This is a genomic window from Desulfobaculum bizertense DSM 18034 (assembly GCF_900167065.1).
In the GTDB taxonomy this organism is placed as follows: Bacteria; Desulfobacterota; Desulfovibrionia; order Desulfovibrionales; family Desulfovibrionaceae; genus Desulfobaculum; species Desulfobaculum bizertense.
Genome location: NZ_FUYA01000001.1, coordinates 297,129 through 312,820 on the forward strand (window position 1 = coordinate 297,129; position 15,692 = coordinate 312,820).

At 55.2% G+C, this 15,692-nt stretch carries 16 protein-coding genes; 1 reads left to right on the forward strand and 15 read right to left on the reverse strand.

The features are described from left to right. On the forward strand, positions 1 to 1,332 hold the full coding sequence (locus tag B5D23_RS01400) for a hypothetical protein (protein ID WP_078683603.1): 1,332 nt from the start codon (positions 1 to 3) through the stop codon (positions 1,330 to 1,332). A 35-nt stretch (positions 1,333 to 1,367) separates the two neighbouring features. Here B5D23_RS01400 and B5D23_RS01405 read toward each other — a convergent pair whose 3' ends face one another. The 15 genes from B5D23_RS01405 to B5D23_RS01475 all read right to left on the reverse strand — a co-directional run bounded on the left by B5D23_RS01405 (position 1,368) and on the right by B5D23_RS01475 (position 15,595). Beyond that, positions 1,368 to 1,964 (reverse strand): MarC family protein, encoded by a 597-nt coding sequence (locus tag B5D23_RS01405; RefSeq protein ID WP_078683604.1) that lies wholly within the window; start codon positions 1,962 to 1,964, stop codon positions 1,368 to 1,370. Positions 1,965 to 2,254: 290 nt separating this feature from the next. Beyond that, complete coding sequence (locus B5D23_RS01410; protein WP_144012503.1) at positions 2,255 to 3,532, reverse strand: tetratricopeptide repeat protein; 1,278 nt, start codon at positions 3,530 to 3,532, stop codon at positions 2,255 to 2,257. A 14-nt stretch (positions 3,533 to 3,546) separates the two neighbouring features. After that, the gene (locus tag B5D23_RS01415) at positions 3,547 to 4,218 is read right to left on the reverse strand and encodes an energy transducer TonB (protein WP_078683606.1); all 672 of its coding nucleotides are present in this window, start codon (positions 4,216 to 4,218) and stop codon (positions 3,547 to 3,549) included. Then, positions 4,215 to 4,628, reverse strand: a complete 414-nt coding sequence (locus B5D23_RS01420) for an ExbD/TolR family protein (RefSeq protein ID WP_078683607.1) — start codon at positions 4,626 to 4,628, stop codon at positions 4,215 to 4,217. The genes B5D23_RS01415 and B5D23_RS01420 overlap by 4 nt, the downstream gene beginning before the upstream one ends. Beyond that, the gene (locus tag B5D23_RS01425; protein ID WP_078683609.1) at positions 4,625 to 5,230 is read right to left on the reverse strand and encodes a MotA/TolQ/ExbB proton channel family protein; all 606 of its coding nucleotides are present in this window, start codon (positions 5,228 to 5,230) and stop codon (positions 4,625 to 4,627) included. The genes B5D23_RS01420 and B5D23_RS01425 overlap by 4 nt, the downstream gene beginning before the upstream one ends. After that, positions 5,223 to 6,674 (reverse strand): MotA/TolQ/ExbB proton channel family protein, encoded by a 1,452-nt coding sequence (locus tag B5D23_RS01430; protein WP_078683610.1) that lies wholly within the window; start codon positions 6,672 to 6,674, stop codon positions 5,223 to 5,225. The genes B5D23_RS01425 and B5D23_RS01430 overlap by 8 nt, the downstream gene beginning before the upstream one ends. Continuing rightward, positions 6,671 to 7,444: a DUF3450 domain-containing protein gene (locus B5D23_RS01435; protein ID WP_078683611.1), complete on the reverse strand. Its 774-nt coding sequence runs from the start codon at positions 7,442 to 7,444 to the stop codon at positions 6,671 to 6,673. The genes B5D23_RS01430 and B5D23_RS01435 overlap by 4 nt, the downstream gene beginning before the upstream one ends. 24 nt (positions 7,445 to 7,468) lie before the next feature. Further along, a complete protein-coding gene (locus B5D23_RS01440; RefSeq protein WP_078683612.1) occupies positions 7,469 to 8,290 on the reverse strand; it encodes an ABC transporter ATP-binding protein in 822 nt (273 codons plus the stop codon). Continuing rightward, positions 8,287 to 9,327, reverse strand: coding sequence for a FecCD family ABC transporter permease (locus tag B5D23_RS01445; protein ID WP_078683613.1), 1,041 nt, complete (start codon positions 9,325 to 9,327; stop codon positions 8,287 to 8,289). Before B5D23_RS01445 ends, B5D23_RS01440 begins: the two co-directional genes overlap by 4 nt. Beyond that, positions 9,324 to 10,376, reverse strand: a complete 1,053-nt coding sequence (locus tag B5D23_RS01450; RefSeq protein WP_078683614.1) for an ABC transporter substrate-binding protein — start codon at positions 10,374 to 10,376, stop codon at positions 9,324 to 9,326. Before B5D23_RS01450 ends, B5D23_RS01445 begins: the two co-directional genes overlap by 4 nt. Next, entirely contained in the window at positions 10,373 to 11,185 is an 813-nt protein-coding gene (locus B5D23_RS01455; protein WP_078683615.1) for a hypothetical protein, read from the reverse strand. Before B5D23_RS01455 ends, B5D23_RS01450 begins: the two co-directional genes overlap by 4 nt. Positions 11,186 to 11,190: 5 nt before the next feature. Next, positions 11,191 to 11,934 carry a hypothetical protein gene (locus B5D23_RS01460; RefSeq protein WP_078683616.1) on the reverse strand — a complete coding sequence of 248 codons (744 nt, stop codon included), beginning with the start codon at positions 11,932 to 11,934 and terminating at the stop codon, positions 11,191 to 11,193. Then, positions 11,931 to 12,482, reverse strand: a complete 552-nt coding sequence (locus B5D23_RS01465) for a nucleoside-triphosphatase (RefSeq protein ID WP_078683617.1) — start codon at positions 12,480 to 12,482, stop codon at positions 11,931 to 11,933. Before B5D23_RS01465 ends, B5D23_RS01460 begins: the two co-directional genes overlap by 4 nt. Before the next feature lie 42 nt (positions 12,483 to 12,524). Then, complete coding sequence (locus tag B5D23_RS01470) at positions 12,525 to 14,558, reverse strand: TonB-dependent receptor plug domain-containing protein (protein WP_159445869.1); 2,034 nt, start codon at positions 14,556 to 14,558, stop codon at positions 12,525 to 12,527. A 359-nt stretch (positions 14,559 to 14,917) separates the two neighbouring features. Next, on the reverse strand, positions 14,918 to 15,595 hold the full coding sequence (locus tag B5D23_RS01475) for a hypothetical protein (RefSeq protein WP_078683619.1): 678 nt from the start codon (positions 15,593 to 15,595) through the stop codon (positions 14,918 to 14,920). Positions 15,596 to 15,692: the final 97 nt, after the last annotated feature.

The window sequence follows — 15,692 nt, forward strand, 5'->3', positions numbered from 1 at the left end:
ATGTCCAGAATTCAGGTGAATGCCCTGCGTCAGGGAACGCCACAGGAGGCAGACCCCAAGGCGCTTTTGGATGGGTGCAGGGCGCAGGATGACGCCGCAGCGGCGCGGGTTCAGCTCGAAGAACAGGTGCGCCAGACAGTGCAGGACGCAGCAAAAAAAGGCGATTTTTCCGAGGCAGAAAAGGCTTTGAAACGCTTGCGTCCCTCCGCGGCAGGGCGCACGGCTCAGCCGGGTTTGCAGCATTTTTTTGATGAGCTTTCACATCTTGAGCTGAACCTTGCCTCCTCGCAGATACTTGCCGAAGAGAGCAGAAAGCGTCTGGCCCGACTGGAACGCGATGTGACCTTTTATGCTCAGGCGGCGTGCGACACGCATTCTGCGGTAGCGCGAACCCGGATTATCAAACAGATCCGGGAGCGTCTGGACTCGGCCAAGGCATGGCTCAGGCCGGGGCAGGGTGAAGAAATGTTGGGCCGCGCAATGCACTCTCTTCGCCGGGCGCAGGTTCAGGAGGAAATTGACAGCTCAGGCGGCAAGATTCGGACAGGGCTGCTCACAGGGCTGTCTGCGGAGGAACGAAAAGAATTCGTTCAGTACTCTGAAGAGACGCGTTTTCAGAATCATGTAGAAGCGTGCTTTGCGGATGTCTTGAATGGCTGTCGGGATGCTGTCGGGGCATGTGATTATGACGCGGCAAGGCGTTTGCTTCCCAAGCTCGCAAAGCAGCAGGAATTAAGTAGCGCAGAGGAGCGCTTTGTCTCGCGTCGGCTGCTCGCTGAGCAGACCAGAGCAGAGCGGCAGGCAGCACAGGAACGGGAAGCTGCGCGTTGTGCTGCCTTGGTAAAATTTTCGGAAAGCATCCAGAGTGAGATCCTGAGAGATGCCGTAGCGGTGTGCGACGACCCGCTCTTTTCGGAACGCGAGCGCGCGGCGCTGGCACAGGCTCTTGGTCGTTCGGGCTGGACCACCCAGGCTGGAGCTTTTGCCAGTGCCGTCACCCGGCTTTTGCAGAAGCCTAATTTGCGCTCCGAGGTTCTTGTTTTGCTTGGCTCTCGGCTTTCACGGGATGATTTTGAGAGGCTCAGGCGTCTTGACTGTGCGCAGCTTGGTGTACCTCGTGAGCTTGTTATACAGGCTGTGCGGCACTTGGACACATGCCTGAACGGGGCGAAGAATGCGGGGCGGCGTGATGCTGCGGTGCGGGACATGCTGGAGCGCATCGAACTGTGCTCTTCGGCAGGAGTGGCGCGGCGAGAGCTGTTGACTCCCGGATTGTCTGGATATTTGCCACGGCTTTTGGCAACGGCATACGCCGCAAATGAAATGAGTTAAAAAAAACGCCCCCGGAAACGGGGGCGTTGTGCTGTCTAGGCCAAAAAGTTTTTGACGCCAGTAAAGACGATTTGCGCTGCGAGAGCCGCGAGCACAAGTCCGGAAAGCTTGGTGAGAATCTCGATGCCGTTGTTTCCAAGGATGTCTTTAATCTTGGAGGCGGTATAGAGCAGAATGCCAAGCACGCAGACCGAGGAGCAAATGGCAAAGATGCTCAGGAGCTTGTCAGAAAACTGATCGAGGCTTGCACTCATAACCATGAGCACGCCGACGGTGGCAGGCCCAATGGAAACCGGAATGGACAGCGGAACGACGCTCACGTCGCTTGGTGAACTCTCGGCATTCAGGGTGTCGCCCTTGGCTCCCTGCACCAAAGAAACACCAGAAAGAAAAAGCAGTGCTCCTGCGCCAATGCGGAAGCTGTCCAGTGTGATGCCCAGTACCTTAAAAATGGCATTGCCAAAAAAGAAGATAAGGCAACACATTACAATGTTGGAAATGGTGACGCGGATGGCAACCTTGCGCTGGGCTGAGGTGTCCAGCCCTTTGGTGAGGGCAAGGAACATGGTCAGCACAAAAAACGGTGCCAAGACAAAGAAGAACTTGATGAGATTGGTGATGTAAATTTCCATGACACACCCTATGCGAATTGAAATTTTCCCCTTGTGCGGATGCACGCCGGATTCGTACAGGTAGGAGCCATGAAAGGTCAATATGCTTTTCTGTAAAATTTTCTAAAACGAAAAGTTTTGCGCTCAATATTTCTGAAAAAAGAAATAAAGAACATGTCGAATTTCCTTGTGAAAGCTTGTTTTGCAGGGCCACAGGAAGCTTGGCAAACGGCTTATGCGGAAAGAAAAGCGAATGAAAAAAAGATGTGAATGCAGAAGTGCTCTGGGAAAGAGGTTGGACCGGAATACTGCTACCGGATGGACTGTACTGCCTCGGTTGCGGCCTTTTGTTCGTCGAGGATACTGTTGAGGTACGCGATAATGTGCATCGCAGTTGTCTTGTGTTGCACCTTTTGTGCATAGCGCTGGAGCAGGGAGCGTGTTGCTTTCCAGTCTTTTTGGTGCCAGCAGGCATACGCAGCGGTCAGGAGCAGGGTCGGGGAGCTGAGAGCCTGTTTCTCTGCCGTGGCGAGCGTGCTTCGGCATCCCACAAAGTCCATGCTCTGGAGCTGAATGCGGGCAATGGCTTCAAGCACAGCCTGCGAAGGGCTGATAGCGAATCGTTTTTGAAGCCGGGTAATGGCCTGTGCACTGTGCCCTGATTCTGCAAGCTGCTGAGCCGTGAGAATGACGTGGCGTTCGCGGCGGGCTGCTGCCTTTTTTGAGAGCGTTTCACTCTTGCCCGCACGTTCCGCTTTGAGCTGGCAACGCAGGGCTTGCTGCGGGGCATTGATCTGGAGATACATGCGTGCAAGCTGTCGCCACTGTGCAGGGCGGGGAGCCTTGAGTGCATAGGCGATTTCCAGTGCTCCACAGGCTTTTTCATAGCGGGAATGCAGCAGGTGAATCTGAGCCAGAAGCTGGAGGAGTTGTGGTTGGTCAGCTTTCGCATCAAGACTGGCCTGAAGGTATTTTTGAGCAAGAGCGGTCTGTTTTTGCTGGATGCTCACGTAGGCAAAGAGTTCCAGCCATGAGCGCCTGTGTGGAGTGTGTGAGGCGAGAAGACGCGTCATGAGCCGCATGGAACGGGAGAAATTTTCATCAGCGTAGGCCTCGGCTCCGGCCCAGTAGAGAAGGGACGGGTTGCGAGGGGTACTTACAGCGTAGGCATTTTCGTAGACCGTGGATGCCGTGGCATGTTTGCCCATGCCTGCAAGGCTTACGGCGTAGTTTTGGGCCAATGCTGGGTCTTTGGGAAAAAGGGCGTAGCCCTTGGCAAGGATGGCATGGCTCGCTGCTGGCTTCTTTGCTTCAAAGTAGCAATTGCCAAGCATGAGAAAAACGCTGGGGTCTGGGTTATTGGGATGTTTTTTCAGATAGCGTTCAAGCGTTGTGGTCGCTTTGACCGCTTCGCCTTTTTCCTGATGCTGCTGCGCCGTAAAGAGTGCCTGAGCTGCTGCCCGGCTGTGGCGTTGCTGTGCTGCCTGTGCAGGAGCAGAAAGAACAAAACACAGGCAAAGAGCCGCGCACAGGGTGCGGGCGCTGGGCAAAGATGTATACAGAGGGCAAAGCTGGCGTATGTGGATCACGAGGCGCATAGGTCCTAGGAATTCAGGTTAAAGCGAAGTGGCACCTCGACCCATGTGGGGACGGGTTTGCCATCCAGCACACCGGGGCGAAAACGCCAGCGGCGTACAGCATTGAGCACGCTTTTTTCAAAGACATTTTGGGGCTTGGCCGAAAGAATCGTGATTTTGGAGACCCGGCCATGCTCATCAACCATGAAGCGGACCCGGACAACGCCTGTTATTCCTGCCCGGCGTGCATCATAGGGATACACCGGGTTGACAGGATGGCTCAGGCGTGGAGGCGTGTCGACTTCTCCAAGTTCAAAGCCCTTGAGTCCCGGAAGACTGGCCTGCCCGCTTTCAAAGAATGATGGGTCGATTTTTTGCGCGGCAATCATGGGCGGCGCGGCATCCAGCTGGAGCCGGGGCATGAGCGGCTGTATTTTTGTCTTCTGCGGGATGCTTTTTTTGGGCAGGGCGGTTTTGATGACTTTGGGCTTTTTGCGCTCCTGTTCGAATTTTTTTCGCCGGGAATTGCGCACCTTCCGCTCTGGCTTGGGGAGCGTCGCAAGGCTAAACGGTTCCTCATAGCGAGGAAGAGCCGGGGCCTGTTTGGTCTGGGTCAGGAGTGGCAGTCCGCAAAAAAGGAGCAGGTTGACCACGAGCGCGAGCGCCAGAACGCCAAGCATTCGCACAGGCGAACTCATTCAGCTCTCCTTGCGGCAACGCTGACGTTTTTTGCTCCGGCCAGACGGCAGGCATCGAGCACCTGAATCACTGTGCCGGTTCGGCTTTCCCGATCTGCGGCAATCACGACGCCGCCGCCGGGCGTTTCGGCCAAAAAGCGCTCAACGCGTGCCCGGACAAGACGGACGTCTACAGTCCGGCCGCCAATGTAGACCAGCCCTTCGCTGGTGACGCCAATGACCATGCCCGCCTTGCTTTTGGAGACGGCAGTCTGTGCTGTGGGGCGTTTGACGTCTACGCCAGACTCCCGAACAAAGTTTGTCGTGACCAGAAAGAAGATGAGCAGAATAAAAATCATGTCGATAAGCGGGGCCATGTTCAGCTCTACACCAGAGCGGCGCCGCCTTCGGCTGTATCGTAAGCTTTTCATGCGGTCTCCACAGAAAAAGAGTCCCGCGCAAGGCGAAGACAAAAACGTTCCATCCGTTCCCGCAGATCTCGGGTGCGGCGCTGAATCATGTTGGCTGCCAAGAGTCCCGGAACAGCAACGACCAGCCCGGTCTGGGTGGTGATGAGTGCTGCGGAAATGCCGCCAGCCATTGCCCGTGCGTTGCCTGTGCCAAAGAGCGTAATCGCCTGAAAGGTTTCAATCATTCCGGAAACCGTTCCAAAGAGTCCAAGGAGTGGGGCGATGGCGGCGAGCACGTACACTGTGGACGAGAGGCGCTCGGCCTTGCGTTCCTCAATCTGGCGCAGAGTATCAAGCAGGCGCCTGTTGCGCTTGGGGTTCTCGCTTTTTCCTTTGCGCCATCCTTTCAGAATTGTCTCCTGCCATGCGCTGCACTGGGATTCTGCTCCGCCCCGAAGTGCCCCATACTGTTCAAGGGGCAATTCCTCCCGCTGAATGCGCTCCAGCTCAAATATTTTCCAGAGCGCAATCCACCACAGGGCAAGGGAGACCATACCCAGAGGAATCATGACCGGTCCGCCAGCGCGGAGAAAGTCACACAGGCCTGTCCACAGCTCAGCCACGGGTGTTCTCCTGTGGCGTGTCGGTCAGCTCAAGGGCCAGTCCTGCACCCTTTTCTTCCATGTCTCCAATAAGGGCATCAACCCGGCGTTCCAGCAGGTGGTGGGCCACCATGATGGGAATGGCAACGGCCAGACCAAGCTGGGTGGTGATAAGTGCCTCGGAGATACCGCCGGACATCATGCGGGGATTGCCTGCGCCAAAGAGTGTAATGGTCTGGAATGTGTCGATCATGCCTGTGACCGTGCCGAGCAGGCCCAGAAGTGGGGCAATGGCAGCGAGCACAGAAAGCGTGGGCAGGAAGCGTTCGAGCCGGGGAAGTTCGTGCAGCAGGCCTTCCTGCATGGCGTCTTCGAGCTGTTCACGGCTGATGTGCTTGACGCGAAGCATGCCCAGAAGCACCCGGCAGCTTGGCGAGGACTGGTGCGTTTCGCAGAAGCTGGCGCATTTGCTCCAGTCTTTATTGTGGAGCAGGGGGAGCAGCTCTTTTTCCATGCTCCGGTTTGCAGAGTGGATGCGCCACAAGGAAACACAGCGTTCCAGAATGAGGATAAGGGCAGCCAGTCCAACAAGGACAATGGGCCAGACGAGCAGTCCGCCAGATTCCAGCCAGCCCCGGACGTCGTTATTCTTGGCAAGGCGGGTGAATATGGCACCCCCGGAGAGGTCCACGGGAACAGTGGCAATTTCGCCCGCCTGAATATTTTTCATGGGAGCTGCAGCGTCCCGGTCTGCCTCGGTCGCAACCGCGCTGAACTGGAGACCAGCAGCATCAGGCTGGAGAAAGCCCATGTCGGAGTCACTCAGGTAGCTCGTGCTAAAGCGGCCAACACGAAGCAGCGTGCCTGTGGCTTTACGGCCGTTGCGGTCCAGAAAGTCGCCCTGCCGAAGTTTCACTTCGCCTGTTGCAGTGATTTCATCAAAGTACAGGTTTGCCAGTTCCCGAATGTCCTGCATACCGGGGAAGCTGTCTGTATCGAGCAGGCGGGAGCTGATAACCGGGCGCGACGGATACTCTACAGAAATAGGGTTCTGCTGCGAGAGCTTGTCCGCTTCTTTGGCGCTGGTGCGAATGGTGCCTTCAATGGCGTGCATAACATCCTGCTGTTCGGCAAGTTCATCACGCAGACGGTCTTCTTTCTTGAGCAGGCCGTCGAATTCTTTTTCCAGCTTTTTCATGCGGGCATTGAGGTCTGCAACACGAGCTCTGCGAGCGGCAATGTCTGCGCGCAGGGCTTTTTTTTGTGCCGCAATATCCTGCTGACCCAGAGCTGTCTGCTGCGCAGACTCTGTGGCCTGTGCGCGCAGGGCTTTTTGGGCGCGGGTAAAATTCTGGTCCTGAGCGTCAGCACAAAAGCCAAGGCTCATGCTCCAGAGCAGGAAAATCAGAGTCCACAGAACAACAACGCTGAGTTTGCTCAGTCGTGAAATTTTTTGGCAACTCATTCGGTCACTCCAAGAGGAAGAAGAAGCAGTCCTGCCGGGCGGCGGCGCATGGCAATGTCTATGCCCTGCTGGACGGAACGGGCGGCGTCGGTATCGAGTTTTTCCCAGCTGGAGCTGGTCTTGTCCCAGACGCAGGAGAGAGTTCCGTCTGCACTGCGGAAGAACTGGGCTACGCGGCCAAGACGAAGCAGGGTGCCCTGTCGCTTGGCGCCATCAATGTCCTGAAGTGTCTCTGTGGCACTCAGTCCGTGACCGTATTCAGCCTCAACCTGAAGAGCTTCCATCACCCGGCGAAGTTTTTCACTCAGCGGCAGGTGGTAGTCATTCAGGGAGTCCTGCAAAAAGCGCAGACGCTGTTCCCGTTCTTTTTTCAAAAAGGGCAGGTCGTGTTCAATCAGCTGCCCAATGCGCGTGGCGGTCTGGTCCAGAAAAGGCTCCAGCTCGCGCTCAATGCGGGCAAATACGGTTTTGCGGCGTTCCAGCTCAGCAATGCTTTTTTTCTGCGCGGCAATGTAGGCTTCATATTTTTGGCAGCGAAACGTGAGCCAGTCTTCCTGCGCCGCCAGTTCGCGCTGGTTCGCAAGGAGGGCTTCTTTTTCTGCCGCCCATGCTTCGGCACGTTTTTGGGCAGCAACGGACTGTGAAATTTCTTTGTGCACAAGCGACTGGGTGCGCTGCATGGCAGAGCTGGCCTGTGCGGTGGACCCAAGGCTCAGCACTGCGGCAAGGGCAAGGCTGAGGCAGGTTCCGGTGTGTCGTGTGTATGGCATATGTCTCTCGGTGACGTCGTTGCGTTAGGAGTTGCTCTGTGCTTTTGGGTAACCGTCCAGGACCGGAGCTTCAAGGGCTTTTTCTGGCAAAAAGAGTTCCAGACCTTCGCGTGTGGTGATGCGCCGGGTTGGAGTCTCATAGAGGTCACTCAGGGCACAGGGACGCATGACCTCGGAGCAGGGGCCTTGCGCAATGACTGTGCCTTTTTTGAGCATGACCACGGTGTCTGCAAAGATACGGGCCAGATTCGGGTCATGCAGGGTGGCGACCACTCGTGTTCCCCGCTCCCGGCACAGGGTGCGGATGCGGGAGAGCAGACTGTACTGGTTATTAAAATCAAGGTGGTTGGTTGGTTCGTCCATGAGCAGAGTCTCACGGGTTTGCAGGAGCGCGCGGGCCAAAAGCACACACTGGCGCTCACCACCAGAAATACGGTTAAAATTCCTGTGGGCCAGATGGTCGGCACTGAGCTTTTTAAGAATGTCTCCGGCTGCGGCATAGTCTGCCTCGGAGGGGCGGGACATGGCGCCAAGGTAGGCTGTTCGGCCCATGACAACGACATCCAGAACAGAAAAAGGGAAAATTTCTCCGTGCTCCTGCGGAACAAGGCTCATCATTCTGGCAACGCTTTCGCGTCCGGCCGAGAGCATGTCTTGCCCTGCCACGCTAACGCTTCCGCTGCCCGCGGGGAGCAGGCCACACAGACAGGAGAGCAGGGTGGATTTGCCAGAACCATTGCGGCCAAGAATGGCGCAGAACTGGCCGCGCTTCACCTGAAAACTGACATCGTTCAGGATCTGCTTGCTGCCATAGGAAAAACTCAGCTTGGAACAGACAAGACTCATGACCAGCCACTCCCGCGATTTTTGTAGAGCAGAAAAGCGAAGAACGGTGCGCCGGTAAAGGCCGTAATCACGCTGATGGGAATCTCGGCACCGCTGAGGCTTCGGGCTGCGGTATCGGCAAGGAGCAGAAAAATTGCTCCGGTAAGCGTGGACACCGGGAGCATGTGCTCATGGTTGGGACCAACAAGTGTACGGGCAATGTGGGGAATAACCAGACCGACCCAGCCAACCTGTCCACAGGTGGCAACACTCACGGCGACAGCCATTGAACTGGTGGTGATGAACAGGATGCGCCACGGTTTGGGATTGACGCCAAGAGAGAGAGCCTGTGCATCGCCAAGGGAAAGGATGTTGAGCCTGTAGCAAAAGAGATGGGCAAGGATGATTGCCCCGCCCACCAGTGGGGCGGCGATGGCGAGTTCATTCCATGAGGCCCGGCTCATGCTTCCCATAATCCAGAAAACAATAGCGGGAAGCTCATTGTACGGATCGGCCATGTATTTGAGTGTAGTGATGCCCGCGTTAAAAACTGAGAGCACAACCAGACCTGCCAGCACCAGCACCAGCATGGGCTTGACCGCAACGGCCTTGGCAATAAGCAGGGCGCAACCTACAGCCAGCAGGCCAAAGGCAAAAGCCAGAGCCTGAATGCCAAAGAATTCGACACCGGGAACAACAAAGCCCAGAGCAGCGCCAAAGGTGGCACCTGCGGAGACGCCAAGAATATCTGGCGAGACAAGCGGGTTACGGAAAAGTCCCTGATACACGGCGCCAGACAGGGCAAGCCCGGCCCCCACAAGCGCCGTCATGATGCAGCGCGGAAGGCGAACCCAAAACAGGGCAATGGCCTGAGTGTGCAGGCTGTGATCGGCAAGATCTGGATGCACAAGAGCCTGAAAGAGCAGGGGCAGGTCTGTGAGCTTGATTGAAATACGGCCAATTCCAAGGGAGAGCGCAAAGACAAGCACAAGAAGGAGGCCAAGCAGAAGCGTGGTCTTTCGGGCGCGGCTGCGAGAGGTCTGGGTTCCTGTGTTCATATGCTCTGCTCCGTAACAGGGGCAGAGTATGGGGTCATGTCTTCAAGTTTTCCATCCATTTCCCGGAAGGATTTTCCAAAAACCTGAGTATGGAAGCGGTCAATCTCGTGCAGGAGATCAACGTCTTTCATCCGCTCAGGATAGAGGCGCTTGGCCATCCACAGACTGCCAAGTGCAGAAAGCGGAGATGGAAAGTCCCATGGGGCAAGGTTGGAGGGAAAACAGTATGTTGCTCCGGTCTTGAGAGCGCGAAGCTGCGAGAAGCTGGAGCGGGAGAGCATGGAGCACGCGCCTCGCCGGGCGTGCCCCGCAATACAGAGCATGTCTGGGTTCCAGAGCAGGAGCTGTTCCGGGGAAATTTGTCGGAAGTATCCGGACAGGGCCTGCGCACAGTTGATGCCCCCGGCTTTGCGGATAATGGAGTCTTGCAGCATGTCTCCGCCAGCGGTGGACAGGAAAGACTTGGGGGAAGAAAAGTACACTGTTTTGCGCTGTGCCTCTGGAATATTGCCCGTGTATTTGGCCGCAAGATCCGTGGCATGACGCATGGCAGAAATCACTCGGGTGGCCCGTTCTGGTTCGCCGACAGCCTGTGCGATGAGGTGAAGACTTTCTTCTATTCCTGCAAAGGTCTCTGGCAGCACAAAGAGGCAGGGGATGCCATGAGATTCTAGTCTGCTGGCAAGTTCCTTTCCGTCTTTTTGGCTGTACAGAATGACAAGATCGGGGTCCACGGCAAGCAGGGATTCAAAGTTGATTCCTGTGGACTTGCTGCCAACTGAGGGCAGGTCCTGCAACTGTGGGTAGATTTTGATCTGAAGCGGGTCGTAGCGGGAATTGCCATCAAGTCCAACAAGCCTGTCTCCTAGCCCAAGGCTCAGGGCCGTGAGTGTGGCGGGTTTGAAGGTGGTGACAATGCGGTCGACCTGTGCGGGGAGCACAACGCGGTGCCCGAGCATGTCCACCAGCTCCACAGGCTGGGCAGTGGCAGGGCCAGTGCTCAGTGCGGTGAGGCAAAAAAGCAGGAGAAAAAAGAAAAGCCGTCTCACGATGTATGCTCCTTGGAGAGTCCTCGGCAAAAAAGCCGGAATGCCAGCGGGAAAAAGCAGAGAATCATCAGGGCAGTAACGGAAAATGCGGCACTGTGAAAGGGGTTCCAGCTCAGGACAATGTCTGCCTGCATGGAGTCGCCCGGTTCTTTGGCCACAAGAAATTTTGTGAGAGTGATGCGGAGTCCATCTGGAGCCACAAAAGGTGAAAGCATCTGAATCTGGCCCTGCATCTGGGGCAGGGTGGGACCAGAAATGTGGAAAAAGACCTGATTTCGGTCTGGGTGGAACTCGTCACGGCTCATGCGACCGCGCACGTCACGGCGGTTGAAGCGAAAGTCTTTGGGGTTGTCGCCAATAAGAATTCGGTCGATGTGCAGGGTGTAGCCCTGTGGACTGGTGTAGCTTTCTCCTTCGGCAAGAGCAATGTCTGTGTTTTTGAAGCCAATGGTGACATCAGCAAGGTGCCCAAGCAGCACAAACACAAAGAGAATGTGCAAGGTCAGCAGCATGTAGTGCTGCATATCGATCCGACGTTTGCACTGGGGGAGCAGGCGGACACTGACGCAGGCGATGAGGTTGGCAAAAAGCAGACCTGCGGCGGCAAAGCCACAGGCAAACCAGAACAGGATGCCAAGGGAGCTGCTCCCGTTCATGAGTGCCCACTGGAGGAGCACTGTGCCGTTGATGTCTGAGAAAATATCTGGCGTTCCAAAGCGTGAAGACAGAATGCAGCCAATGATAAGCCAGACAGCAAGGGCAAGAAGGGCACTGAGTGTGCAGCTGAGAGATGCGAGTTTTTTTACCATGACGACTAGCTCTGTTTGGAAACGTAGAGAAGAAAGACAAAGAGCATTGGGACGACCGAGACAAGAGCACGCAGGCGGAGTTTGCGCGCGAGTGCCGGGGGCAGGTGGCAGGGAATCATGAGGCAGATGAACATGATGTAGCCCATGAAAAACTGGCTGTTCCAGTGCAGGGTGTCGCCCCAGCCATACATGCACCAGATGCTGCCGCACAGCTCTGCGGCCATAAAGAATGCGGCCGAGGCAATAAGGTGCGCGCGGGCAGAAAGCATGTGGTTGGCTGCAAAAGGATCATCCTGCCCAAAGAAGAGGAGCCCCAGCTGCCAGCAGATGGCGCAGGCCAGGAAGCACATGGAGAGCAGACGGCAGAAGAAGAATGCCTGGGTGTAGAAAAAGCCATACATAAAAAAGTCTGGGTTCAGGGAAGACCCAAGAAGCAGCGGCAGGGCGAGCAGGATGCAGGACATGCCCCAAAAAATAGGGACATAGTGCCGGGCCTGTCTGCGAACGCTGAGTATGGTGGCGCAGAGTGCAGGAAAAAGCGCGATGCTTGGGAGAGCTTCGAGTCCGCCATACAGGGGTAGTCGCCTGCAAAAAAGGCTCAGTCCCAAAAATTCAAAACAGAGAAGAGAGGACACCGCAATACCCAAAAACTGGCATGCTGTGGTGTTCTTGCGCAGGCTCATGCCAAGGGCAGCAGCACTGCCCATAAGTGCCAGAATGACTATTCGCTGGAGAAGCATTTCGTTCATATCTGTTCTCCCAGTCCTTTGGAGACAGCCGCGAGAAGACGGGTCAGCGCGCCGTGTTCCTGTGTTTCTATGACGTGCGGAGAAAGGTCCCAGTGGGCGGCAACAGCATCAACAAGTGCAGATCGAACAACCCAGACGTGCAGGACGGGGAGTTCGAGCACGGGAGGCAGGAGCGGAGCAAAACCTTTTCCCTGCATTTCCAGCGGACCTATTTCATCCACAGCAACAAGGGCTGCGCTTTGGCAGCGTTCCGGCTGGAGTGCGCGGCGGGCAGCTGTCCATCCGTCAGCCAGAAATTCAAAGGGAATCTCGCCGGGTGCGGCATCAGGGATGCGTCGGGAGAGTGGCGTGGTGGTGCGGGAGCGGAGGTCTATAAGGTCAAAGCCAGAGCGGATACCGTCTTCCCAAAGACCACGGGAAAGAATGCCAGCACAGGGGATGTCCTTGTGCGAGAGCGCCAGAACGAGTTCCGCCAGCAATGAGCTTTTTCCGCAGTGCCGGGAACCAGAGATAAAGATGTGCTGAGGACGCGATGCGAATGTTGTCATAGAAAAATGTGTGGGGGAGCCAGCGGCTCCCCCGTGTGTTTTTTAGAAGCTGGCTTTGACACCAACGAGGAAGTTGCGGCCCGGGGCTGGGTAGCCCTCGGAGTCGTCAACGTAGTCTTCGTCAAAGATGTTTTTCATCTCAAAGTAGACTTCGTAGTTTTCGAGGAAGCTTTTGGAAATGCGGCCATCAACCACAAAGAAGTCATCAAGCTTGACTTCGTCAGCATTGGGATCGGTGCGGTCAGGCAGGTCGGAATACACGCCGTCCATGTAGCGGGCGCGCAGGTTCACTGCAACATCGATCACCGGAATCAGGTAGTCGGCACCAAGAGAGAGAAGGTGCTCGGGAGCCTGCTCCACATATTCGGTGACGCGATCCTCGGAACGGTCACGAACGTGGTTGTAGGTGTAGCTGACAGACAGGGTCAGGTCATCAATGGGGCGGATGTGTGCGCCAGCTTCAAAGCCGAGCATCTCAACCTTGCCAATGTTGTCGTAGCTGTCCTTGTTGCCAGATTTCTGGTTCAGGGTGATGTAGTCGTCAATTTCGTGAGCAAAGCCGGAAATCTCAACATCCAGCCAGTCTGTGACGGGCTGCTCTGCACCAAGCACGTAGTTGATGGAGCGCTCGGTTTCGAGTTCGGGATTGCCCCTCTTGGAGCTAAAGAGTTCGTTCAGGGCCGGGAAGCGGGTCTTGCGGGCAATGGAGCCGTAGACACGGGTGTTTGTGGCCTTGACCTGGTAGCTCAGGCCGATCATCGGGTTGAACTGGGCATCTGGATCGGTGTAATCCAGTTCGGTACCGTCGTCTTCCTCGGCTTTGGTGATGTCGTTCCAGTCATAGCTTGCGCCAACAACGAGAGTCGGGAATTCGCCGTAGTTCAGCTCGTTCTCGATGCCCACAGAACCGATGTAGGAGAAGAATTCTGCGTAGTTTTCATCTTCGGCTTTTCTGTCCTTGTGGGAGTTGCCGGAGTAATGGAACGCCAGACGCAGGGTGTCCCATTCAACAGGCTCTATGTCTGCGAAGAGGGAACCACCAACAATGTAGTCCTTGTATTTGCTCTTATCGAGCTTGGTGTCATGCTCCGGATCGGAGTAGGACTGATATTCGTCCTGATGATTATGGTAATAGAGCAGGGCACGGAGTTTCAGGTAGTCAGTGATTTCCTGACTGCCGTTGAAGTCAAAGCCCCAGTCGGCATAGTCTTCAACTTCGGCCATGTCAGAGAAGCCGTGCTTAATGAATGCCTGCTCGTCGTTTACCGGGATGCCGTAGTTGGACGAGGTGTAGAATGCACTCAGATAAAAGGCGTTTTTTTCGGTCGGCGTCACACCCACACGACCCCAGACCGTCTGGCGGTCATAGTCAGAATGATCGCGGAGACCACCGTTTTCCAGCGTTGCCGGAGTATCTGGGCGATGCTTTTCTTCGATAACACCGTCTTTCTGGTCGTAGGAGTCAGAGAGCCACCAGCCGTCAGAAGCACTGCGCTCGTAGCTTAACCAGTAGTTGACGTTCCCCACGGTGTTCGCATGGGCAGCTGCAACGCGGTAGGTGTCTGCATCGCTCATTTCACCAGTCAGATCAAGAGAGGGGTCCTGTGTGCCTTTCTTGGTGATGACGTTAATGACTGCACCAAGGTAGTTGGCACCATAGAGAACAGACGGTGCGCCTTTGGTGATTTCGATGCGTGAAATGATGGATGAGGGAATCTGACGCAGGTCCAGCTTGCCGTAATAGCTTTCTGTGTAAGGAATACCATCCAGCAGAATCAGTGTACGGGACTGGTCAAAGCCGTGAATAGAAATGTTGGGCTGGTTTTTGCGGCCCGTGCCGATGTAAACGCCAGGAGCGTAGTGCAGGGCATCGACAAGGTTTTTTGCGCCAATGGCTTCAATTTCTTTAGCATCAATGACGTTGTGGATAGAAATGTCTTTAACGCCGGGCTTTTCGCTGTTTACAACGATCTCGCCAAGTGTAAATACATCTTCGCTGTCTTTTGCCTGAGCTGTCCCGGCCATAAGAAAAATGGCGCAGGAAAGACAGAAAAGTTTAAGACATGCCCCCTTCATATGAAAATCCTCCATGTCAAAAGAGTTGCCATACGCACATATGGCAACAGAAAACAAAAAAAGAGTGATGAGGCAGCATGCTGCATTTGTGCAAGTGTTTGCATCAGATGCTTGAAGAATGGCTAAGAGCCTTTTCTCTTCTTTGTCAAGGACACTCTCGAGGAATGGCGGGTTCTGGTGTGCAAAACTCTGGGTAAGTCTTTTCGGGCTGTCTTTTCCAAATTTGCCGTTGAAAATATCTTCAAATGACAAAAAATGACCAGCAATAACAAATATCTTAAATGAAACTGTTTGAAATTCCATCCAAAATATTTTTTGGCATTTCTGAAAAAATATAAAAAATATGAGAAAAGAGGGGCTTAGTCGTTGGGCACTGGGAGGGCTGTCAGCAGGTGCAGAGTGAGTGTGTTTTTGTGCTCTTCAAGGTGGGCGTTCAGAAGCGGCGCTTCCTGCGCAAAGAGAAGCTCAAGGCTTTTTCGGGAAAGACTGTCAGGTTCGGGTGTTCTTCGTACGCGAAGCAGGGTTTTTTTCTCATAGAAAGGGATTTTGGAGAGAGGGTTTACAGAAACTGACGCATTTGGACTGTGAAGGTAGACCGAAAATTCAAAAAGAAAGAGTGACGGGGATGGGTGCGAGAGCGTGAGCTGGTCGAGCGGAAGGGGAAGGTAGCCTCCAAAAAACATGCGGGGTGGCTCAGGTATTCCTGAGGGGCTGTGCTGCATTGCCCGGCGAAGACGTTTGCAAAAGCGGGCGGCGAGCCGCTTGCGGAGCTTTGGAGAAAGTCGGGAGCGGGCCGGCTCAAAAAGCAGGGTGCTCCAGCGTTCGCATTCATCGTGTGAGGAGTCTGGGGCTGGGGCTGGAAGCTGCGGTGGGGTGTCTGCGTAGTAGTGCTTCCCGTGCTCGCGAATAGCTTTGTTGTAGGCATCCCGAACTGCACGAAGATGTGCCACCAGAAGCTCCAGAGCTTCCTGGCTTCGTTCAAAGTTGTCATCATGCAGTGTGACTGGAAGAACCAGCTCGGATTCTACAGTGTGCATGTGCTGTTTTATAATGGCAGGAAATTGCTGTCAATGCAGGGTGCGTTGCCGTGCGTGCTGCCTACTTTCTGCTGCGTAAGGAGGGGGGAGCCGAGAG

Bases quoted from the DNA above. Each gene is read 5' to 3' on its own strand.
- B5D23_RS01440 (WP_078683612.1), bottom strand. From the start codon at position 8,290: ATGAGTCTTGTCTGTTCCAAGCTGAGTTTTTCCTATGGCAGCAAGCAG.
- B5D23_RS01405 (WP_078683604.1), bottom strand. From the start codon at position 1,964: ATGGAAATTTACATCACCAATCTCATCAAGTTCTTCTTTGTCTTGGCA.
- B5D23_RS01445 (WP_078683613.1), bottom strand. From the start codon at position 9,327: ATGAACACAGGAACCCAGACCTCTCGCAGCCGCGCCCGAAAGACCACG.
- B5D23_RS01475 (WP_078683619.1), bottom strand. From the start codon at position 15,595: ATGCACACTGTAGAATCCGAGCTGGTTCTTCCAGTCACACTGCATGAT.
- B5D23_RS01460 (WP_078683616.1), bottom strand. From the start codon at position 11,934: ATGAACGAAATGCTTCTCCAGCGAATAGTCATTCTGGCACTTATGGGC.
- B5D23_RS01420 (WP_078683607.1), bottom strand. From the start codon at position 4,628: ATGAAAAGCTTACGATACAGCCGAAGGCGGCGCCGCTCTGGTGTAGAG.
- B5D23_RS01455 (WP_078683615.1), bottom strand. From the start codon at position 11,185: ATGGTAAAAAAACTCGCATCTCTCAGCTGCACACTCAGTGCCCTTCTT.
- B5D23_RS01415 (WP_078683606.1), bottom strand. From the start codon at position 4,218: ATGAGTTCGCCTGTGCGAATGCTTGGCGTTCTGGCGCTCGCGCTCGTG.
- B5D23_RS01430 (WP_078683610.1), bottom strand. From the start codon at position 6,674: ATGAGTTGCCAAAAAATTTCACGACTGAGCAAACTCAGCGTTGTTGTT.
- B5D23_RS01465 (WP_078683617.1), bottom strand. From the start codon at position 12,482: ATGACAACATTCGCATCGCGTCCTCAGCACATCTTTATCTCTGGTTCC.
- B5D23_RS01470 (WP_159445869.1), bottom strand. From the start codon at position 14,558: ATGAAGGGGGCATGTCTTAAACTTTTCTGTCTTTCCTGCGCCATTTTT.
- B5D23_RS01435 (WP_078683611.1), bottom strand. From the start codon at position 7,444: ATGCCATACACACGACACACCGGAACCTGCCTCAGCCTTGCCCTTGCC.
- B5D23_RS01400 (WP_078683603.1), top strand. From the start codon at position 1: ATGTCCAGAATTCAGGTGAATGCCCTGCGTCAGGGAACGCCACAGGAG.